Source organism: Exiguobacterium sibiricum 7-3, assembly GCF_000620865.1.
In the GTDB taxonomy this organism is placed as follows: domain Bacteria; phylum Bacillota; class Bacilli; order Exiguobacteriales; family Exiguobacteriaceae; genus Exiguobacterium_A; species Exiguobacterium_A sibiricum_A.
In genome coordinates, this window is sequence record NZ_JHZS01000007.1 from 1 (window position 1) to 8,092 (window position 8,092).

Sequence of the window (8,092 nt, forward strand, 5' to 3'; positions counted from 1 at the left end):
CCTCCAAGATGAGATTTCCCTTTGAGTAATCAAGAAAGACCCCTCAGAGACGATGAGGTAGATAGGTCACGGGTGGAAGCATGGCGACATGCGGAGCTGAGTGATACTAATCGGTCGAGGCCTTGTTCTAGCAGATGCATTGTTGATGACTTCAGTTTTGAGGGCGCGAGCCCGTCGTCTGGTGACGATAGCCAAGTGGTCACACCCGTTCCCATGCCGAACACGGAAGTTAAGCACTTGAACGCCGAAAGTAGTTGGGGGCTTCCCCCTGTGAGGATAGGACGTTGCCAGGCAAGTAAGAGACCGATCTGCATCTGCAGGTCGGTCTTTTTGTGTTATGTGAAACTTCAGATTGTTCTGATTATTGGTGGAGTCATTGACATGACACCTTTCGCTTGTTACCATAACATCAATATTCTTTTATAGAAGAGAAAGCGAGTGGATAACATGTGGGAGAACAAATTTGCTAAAGAAGGCTTGACGTTTGATGACGTCTTGCTCGTACCACGTCGTTCAAGTGTCTTACCGAGAGATGTTGATTTGTCGGTAACACTATGCGAAGGAATTACATTAAACATTCCTCTAATCAGTGCTGGAATGGATACTGTAACAGAAGCTCCAATGGCAATTGCAATGGCACGTCAAGGCGGTCTTGGCGTTATTCACAAGAATATGTCGATGGAAGATCAAGCCGAGCATGTTGATCGTGTTAAACGTTCTGAGAATGGTGTCATTACAAACCCGTTTTATCTCACGCCAGAACGACAGGTTTATGATGCTGAATATTTGATGAGTAAATACCGGATTTCAGGTGTTCCAATCGTCAATAATGAAACGGAACGCAAACTGGTCGGTATCTTAACGAACCGTGATCTTCGTTTCGTAAAAGACTACTCGACGGTCATTGAAACGGTCATGACGACGGAAGAACTGGTCACAGCAAAAGTCGGTACCTCTTTAGAAGAAGCAGAACAGATTCTCCACAAACATCGGATTGAAAAGTTACCACTTGTTGATGAGAACGGTGTTTTGAAAGGTTTGATTACGACAAAGGATATTGAAAAAGTTGAGCAATATCCCCATGCAGCAAAAGATTCATTTGGACGTCTGCTCGTCGCAGCAGCTGTCGGTGTCACAAAAGATGCATCGGTTCGTGCCAAGTTCCTCGTAGATGCAGGAGTTGACGCATTGGTCGTCGATACGGCACACGGTCACTCAGAAGGGGTTCTCGTGAAGGTACGTGAACTTCGTGATGAATATCCGAACTTGCCGATCATCGCAGGAAACGTGGCAACAGCTGAAGCGACACGTGATTTGATTGAAGCAGGTGCTTCAGTCATCAAAGTCGGAATTGGGCCGGGATCGATTTGTACGACGCGTGTCGTTGCAGGAGTCGGGGTTCCGCAAATCACGGCCGTCTTTGATTGTGCGACAGAAGCCCGTAAGCACGGTATCTCGATTATCGCTGATGGTGGAATTAAGTATTCAGGGGATATCGTCAAAGCACTCGCAGCAGGAGGTCATGCTGTCATGTTAGGTAGCTTGCTTGCTGGTGTAGAGGAAAGTCCGGGAGAAATGGAAATTTATCAAGGTCGTCAATTCAAGACGTATCGTGGTATGGGATCGGAAGCTTCAATGAAGCGTGGTAGCCAAGATCGTTATTTCCAAGAAGCAGACAAGAAGTTTGTTCCAGAAGGAATCGAAGGTCGGGTTGCGTATCGCGGTAAACTGGGTGACTCTGTTTATCAACTCGTTGGAGGCATTCGTTCAGGAATGGGATACTGTGGTTCTGCTTCACTTGAAGAATTACGTGAAGAAACACAGTTTATCCGGATGACAGGTGCAGGTTTACAGGAAAGCCATCCTCACGACATTCAAATTACAAAAGAAGCCTCAAACTATACACGTCAATAATTCAACACCCTGCGGCCTATGAAGGTCGCAGGGTTTTTTTGTGGATAACCTTGTGGATAACCTTACTGTAACTGCCAAGCTTCAACAAGTTCAGTGAGTCCTTGATTCAACTGGTGTTCTGTCAGACTGGCAAATCCGAGGACAATCTGTGGATGAGCTGTGGATAACGGCAGTTGGGCATAATCTGATAAACCGTACACTTGAATGGAAGATTCGTTCGCCCGTCGCAGTAACTCCTGTTCGTCCATCCCATTCGAGACGGAAAGTACGATATGAAGGCCGGCACTTTCCCCCGTCAATCGCAGAAACGGAACCTCCCGCAGAGCGTGAACGACGACATCGAGTTTCCGGCGATAGATTTTTCGCATCCGGTTTAAATGTTTCTCAAAGTCGCCTTCTTTCATGAAGCGTGTCAAAATCGTTTGATCAAATCGGGAGACACTGCACGTGTAGTACGGAAATTCAGTTTGATATCGTTCTAGTAAAGGGCGGGGCAGCACCATGTATCCGATTCGAAGGGACGGCATTAACGATTTTGAAAATGTACTCAGGTAAATCACCCGCTCACTGTCCATACTGTGCAAGGAAGGAATTGATTTTCCACTGTACCGGAATTCACTGTCATAATCATCTTCAATGATATAACGGCTATCCGATTCAGCTGCCCAGTTCAGCAGCTGCCGGCGTCGATTGACAGATAGAATACTGCCGGACGGGAACTGGTGGGCTGGTGTCACATACATCACATCGGCTGGACTTTGAATCAGAGAATGAATCGTTAAACCATTTTGGTCGACAGGAATCGGAATGGTCTTTCGTTCATGACTTTCAAGGATTAAGCGTGTCGCATGATACCCGGGATCTTCAATACCATAAGTCGTCGATTTTCCTAACAAAAAGATGATTTGCGGCAGAAGTTGTTCGACGCCGGAACCAATGATGATCTGTTCTGGAGAACAGACGACCCCTCGTGAATGATAAAGGTACGTCGCAATCTCAAGACGTAACGCTAAATCACCTTGCGGATGTCCGAGGGAGACGAGTGATTGGTTTTGTTCATCAATGACATCCTTGGCATGTTTTCGCCAACGTGAAAAAGGAAATGAGGAGCCGTCGATTTTACTTGGATGAAAATCGTACCGCATGGCCGGTTTTTGATTTGTCCGTTGGCTTGTCGGCAAAGGCGTTGTTTTGACATATGCCAGCTCTTCGTATGCTAAGACGAAGTAACCTTTCCGGGAAACGGATTCGACATATCCTTCTGCGACCAATTGTTGATAAGCCAGTTCGATGGTCGTCTGGCTGAGATTTAAAAACTGACCAAGCTTTCGTTTTGAAGGTAATTTCGTCCCGTAGGCCAGGCGTCCTTCAATGATTTCCTGACGGATTTGCTGATACAGCTGTTCATACAACGGACGGTTGCCCTCCCGTATTAACGCAAACGATAACATGTCCATAGATTATCTCCTTTTTACTGACCTGGTTAATTCATCATAAACTGATACTTTTAAAATAGTCAACGAAGAATATACTAAAAAGTATCACCGATTGGAAATACTATTAATGTCTAGGGGGAGTTCAAAATGATGGAACGACAACAAGGATCAGATCGTGTCAAACGGGGGATGGCCGAAATGCAAAAAGGTGGCGTCATCATGGATGTCGTGAATGCAGAGCAGGCTAAAATCGCAGAAGCTGCTGGTGCGGTGGCCGTCATGGCACTGGAACGGGTACCGTCCGATATCCGGCGTGATGGTGGAGTGGCACGGATGGCCGATCCACTGATTACAGAAGACGTCTTGCAGGCAGTGTCGATTCCGGTGATGGCTAAGTGCCGCATCGGACATATCGTGGAAGCACGGGTTCTTGAATCATTAGGCGTCGATTTTATCGATGAAAGTGAAGTCCTGACACCAGCAGACGAAGAATATCATTTGTTGAAGTCGTCGTTTACGGTCCCGTTTGTCTGTGGAGCCCGTGATTTAGGGGAGGCGGCACGACGAATTGCAGAAGGGGCGGCAATGATTCGGACAAAAGGGGAACCCGGGACGGGCAATGTCGTGGAAGCTGTCCGTCATATGCGGAAGATTCAGGCGCAACTCCATCAGATTCTCCATTCACAACCCGACGAATTGATGACACGTGCTAAAGAGTGGGGAGCACCTTACGAAGTGTTACAACAGATTCAGACAACAGGACGTCTTCCGGTCGTGAATTTTGCAGCTGGTGGAATTGCGACCCCAGCCGATGCCGCGTTGATGATGCATCTCGGAGCTGATGGTGTGTTTGTAGGTTCTGGTATCTTTAAGTCGGAACATCCGGAACGTGTCGCGAAAGCTATCGTTGAAGCCGTGACGTATAAAGATGATTTCGAACGGATCGCCCACCTTTCGAGAGGACTCGGGACAGCAATGAAAGGAATTGATGTGACGTCGATGCCGTTTGAAGAACGGATGGCACCACGCGGATGGTGATTGGTATATTAGCTGTCCAAGGTGCCGTACGCGAACATCAGGAGATGCTTCATGCACTCGGAGTCAAAACGATGATCGTCAAGTCGGCTGCGGACTTGGACGGGATCGACGGCTTAATCTTACCGGGCGGAGAATCAACGACGATACGCCGGTTGATGGATCGGTATGGACTGCTGGATGTCTTGCGGCGTCAAGTCGACACATTGCCGATGTTCGGTACATGTGCCGGGATGATCTTACTGGCAAGTGAATTGAGTGAAGGTCCTGCACATTTACGAGCCATCCCGATGACGGTAAAGCGAAATGCGTTTGGAAGACAAGTCGACAGTTTTGAAACATCCTTGATTGTCGAAGGAGTGGGGCAGGACATCGAAGCTGTTTTTATCCGGGCTCCTTTTGTCGAACAGGTGGGAGAAGGGGTACGTGTCTTAGCTACGATGGGTGCAGCAGCCGTTGCCGTCGAGACGGATCTCCATCTCGCCTGCTCCTTCCATCCAGAGTTAACTTCAGATCGACGTCTTCATGACTATTTCATTCAAAAAATCAGACAGCGGACAGCTGTTTCGATTTGATCAAAAGTAAAAGAGAAACCGTCAGTTTCCGGCTGTCGGTTTCTTTTTTTATGCTACACTGAAAAGATAGAACATCATTTGAAGGAGAGGACCGATGAAACGTCTTTTCACACTCTTCCTGAGTGTACTTATACTGACTGCTGGTTTGTCACCGATGACAGGCTATGCGGAAACACCGGACATTCAGGCGGAATCTTACATAATGGTCGATGCTGTGACAGGTAAGATTTTATTGGCTGAACAGGCTGATTTGGCTCTGCCGCCGGCTTCGATGACAAAATTGATGACACTTTATTTAGTCCGTCAGCAAATTGAGCAAAAAAAGCTGTCATGGAATCAGACGGTCCGACCAAGCGGAAAAGTGCTGAAGCTCGCGAAAACACAAGGAATTGCCCGTCTGCCGATTCGGAAAACAACGTATACGATTCGGGAACTGTATGATGCAGCCTTCATTAAATCGGCCAACGATGCGGCCGTCCTACTGGCAGAAGTCATGGCAGGAACGGAAAAACAATTCGTCGAACGGATGAATGAAACAGCAGCTGCACTAGGGATGAAAGACACGGAATATGCGAATGCATCGGGACTGGATGCTGTCGATGCGACATTACCGGGAACGAACTTGATGACGGCGATGGATATCTCGCTTTTGATCATCCGTTACATTCAAGACTATCCGGATGTATTAGATGTCACGAAACGCTCAGTGGTCACAATCAACGGAGAAAAAGTGGAAAACTCCAATAAGATGTTACCGCGTCAACCGTACGCTTACAGTGGAATGCGGGGAATGAAGACCGGAACGACGGATCTTGCCGGTTACTGTTTCGCGAGTGTCGCGACACGTGGCAATTTGACGCTCGTTTCGGTCGTCATGCGAACCAAATCGGATAAAGCCCGATTCGCAGAAACCAAAAAACTGCTCGATTATGGTTTTTCTTCTTTTGAACCGTTGACGTATTACGGAAAAGGAGAACAAATCAAAGGCGCGTTACCAATCCGAGGGGCCAAACAAACCCGCTACGATGTTGTGACGAAAACCGCTTTGTACGTGACGGTATTAAAAAATCAGACGAAATCCCATCCGCCCGTCTTTCAATTTTCAAAAGCCGAAGCACCGTTAAAGCAGGGCGAAATCATCGGGACGGTCCAAGTGGAAGACGCCGGACGGTACTTACCCGGATTTTCCGTCCCTCAGGCCACTGTAACCAGTGTTGAAAAGATTGAACTGGCAAGCTTCCAGACCCGCTTGTTCCGTGCAGTTTCGGCCTGGTCCAAAAAAATCAGTCAAGCGATTCATCAACCAACCCTTGTCAACCTTAAAGGGGATAGTGTAAAGTAAAGCTAATCTCATAATGATGTCATGAACGGACCAAGTAGAAGCATTTATTCTGTTAAGAGAGCTAGTGGGTGGTGCGAACTAGTCAGAAGGATACTTTGAATCGAACCGGATCACACACCTTGCGAACAAGGTGCGGGTACGCCCGTTATCGCGTCTTTAGAGTTGGCTAGTACGACTAGCAATGAGGGTGGCAACGCGGATCCAGGTGATTCGTCCCTCTTCGGTTTTTTAGAACCGGAGAGGGATGGATTGCCTTTTTTTATTGAAAAAAAGGAGGAAATAAGATGATTGATATTAAACGTCTGCGTCAGGATTTTGACGCAATCCAAGAAAAACTAGCACACCGGGGGGAAGATTTAACGGACATGAACCGGTTCATCGCACTTGATGAAAAGCGCCGGGAACTGATTGCGAAAACAGAAGTTCTGAAAGCAGAACGCAATGAAGCAACAAAAAAAATCGCAGAACTGAAACGCAACAAAGAAAATGCGGATGAGGCGATTTCGGCAATGCGTCAAGTCGGCGATGAAGTCAAAGCGCTTGATGAAGAATTGCGTGAAGTCGAAGCGACACTGAACCTGTTGTTGCTCGGGATTCCAAACATTCCCCATGATAGTGTGCCAATCGGTTCTACGGAAGACGATAATGTCGTCATCCGGGAAGTCGGTGACAAACCGGCATTTGATTTTGAAGCTGTACCGCACTGGGATTTGATGGAGCAGTTAAAAATCGTTGATGTCGAACGGGCCGGAAAAGTAACGGGCAGTCGCTTCGTCTTTTACCGCGGCGCCGGTGCGCGTCTCGAGCGGGCCTTAATCAACTTCATGATGGATTTACACCAGGATAAAAATGGTTATACGGAAATCCTGCCTCCACTGATGGTCAACCGCGATTCTATGACAGGAACGGGGCAACTTCCAAAGTTTGAGGAAGATGCGTTCAAAGTCGAAGACACAAACTATTTCCTCGTCCCGACAGCAGAAGTACCTGTGACGAACATGCACCGGGACGAAATTCTGTCAGCGGATCAATTACCAATCGGTTATGCAGCCTACAGCCAATGTTTCCGGTCTGAAGCAGGTTCTGCCGGCCGTGATACCCGCGGGTTAATCCGTCAGCACCAATTCAACAAAGTGGAACTGGTCCGCTTCGTCAAACCGGAAGAATCATATGAACAGCTCGAATTATTGACAGGACAAGCAGAGGACGTCTTGAAATTACTCAAACTCCCGTATCAAGTCCTCAGCATGTGTACAGCGGATCTTGGTTTCACAGCTGCGAAGAAGTATGATATCGAAGTTTGGATGCCGAGCCAAGGTGTTTACCGTGAGATTTCTTCTTGCTCAAACTTTGAAGATTTCCAAGCACGCCGGGCACAAATCCGTTTCCGCCGGGAAGCGAATGCCAAACCGGAATTCGTACATACGTTAAACGGATCAGCACTTGCGGTCGGACGGACAGTAGCGGCAATTCTTGAGAACTATCAACAAGCAGATGGATCAGTTGTTATTCCAGAAGTACTTCGCCCATACATGGGTGGTCTTGAAGTCATTCAAGGATAAGTAGGAAGGGGGAGATTTCCCCCTTCTGATTTTTTAAAAAGTTTTTTTAGAAAAAGGCTTTACACAATAAAACCAAGATGCTATTATAATTTATGTCAGGAAGGCGCTTGTGCAACACAACGCTCAATTATAAGTACGGAGGCGTACTCAAGTGGTTTAAGAGAACGGTCTTGAAAACCGTCAGGCGGCGAAAGCCGTGCGTGGGTTCGAATCCCACCGCCTCCTCCA

Annotated in this window: 6 protein-coding genes, 1 tRNA gene, 2 rRNA genes and 1 other annotated feature; of the genes, 8 read left to right on the top strand and 1 reads right to left on the bottom strand. The window is 47.4% G+C overall.

Going from position 1 to position 8,092, the window contains the following annotated elements:
- From P402_RS0100895 to guaB, 3 genes are all read left to right on the top strand, one after another.
- Positions 1–130: ribosomal RNA gene (locus P402_RS0100895) — 23S ribosomal RNA — on the top strand; the annotation flags it as partial.
- 47 nt (positions 131–177) lie between these two features.
- Positions 178–293, top strand: a 5S ribosomal RNA gene (gene rrf, locus P402_RS0100900).
- A gap of 154 nt (positions 294–447) precedes the next feature.
- On the top strand, positions 448–1,914 hold the full coding sequence (gene guaB / locus P402_RS0100905; protein ID WP_026827013.1) for an IMP dehydrogenase: 1,467 nt from the start codon (positions 448–450) through the stop codon (positions 1,912–1,914).
- 62 nt (positions 1,915–1,976) lie between these two features.
- Here guaB and pdxR read toward each other — a convergent pair whose 3' ends face one another.
- Positions 1,977–3,371 (bottom strand): MocR-like pyridoxine biosynthesis transcription factor PdxR, encoded by a 1,395-nt coding sequence (gene pdxR, locus P402_RS0100910; protein ID WP_026827014.1) that lies wholly within the window; start codon positions 3,369–3,371, stop codon positions 1,977–1,979.
- 129 nt (positions 3,372–3,500) lie between these two features.
- On the opposite strand from pdxR, the gene pdxS reads away from it, so the two are divergent.
- The 5 genes from pdxS (at position 3,501) to P402_RS0100935 (ending at position 8,092) form a co-directional block, all read left to right on the top strand.
- Positions 3,501–4,388, top strand: coding sequence for a pyridoxal 5'-phosphate synthase lyase subunit PdxS (pdxS, locus tag P402_RS0100915; RefSeq protein WP_026827015.1), 888 nt, complete (start codon positions 3,501–3,503; stop codon positions 4,386–4,388).
- Positions 4,382–4,960 (top strand): pyridoxal 5'-phosphate synthase glutaminase subunit PdxT, encoded by a 579-nt coding sequence (gene pdxT / locus P402_RS0100920; RefSeq protein WP_026827016.1) that lies wholly within the window; start codon positions 4,382–4,384, stop codon positions 4,958–4,960. The genes pdxS and pdxT overlap by 7 nt, the downstream gene beginning before the upstream one ends.
- A 94-nt stretch (positions 4,961–5,054) precedes the next feature.
- On the top strand, positions 5,055–6,302 hold the full coding sequence (locus tag P402_RS0100925) for a D-alanyl-D-alanine carboxypeptidase family protein (RefSeq protein ID WP_026827017.1): 1,248 nt from the start codon (positions 5,055–5,057) through the stop codon (positions 6,300–6,302).
- Between the two features lie 12 nt (positions 6,303–6,314).
- Positions 6,315–6,523 (top strand) — a binding site (T-box leader).
- Positions 6,524–6,586: 63 nt separating this feature from the next.
- Positions 6,587–7,864, top strand: coding sequence for a serine--tRNA ligase (serS, locus tag P402_RS0100930; RefSeq protein WP_026827018.1), 1,278 nt, complete (start codon positions 6,587–6,589; stop codon positions 7,862–7,864).
- 137 nt (positions 7,865–8,001) lie between these two features.
- Positions 8,002–8,092 (top strand) — tRNA-Ser (locus P402_RS0100935).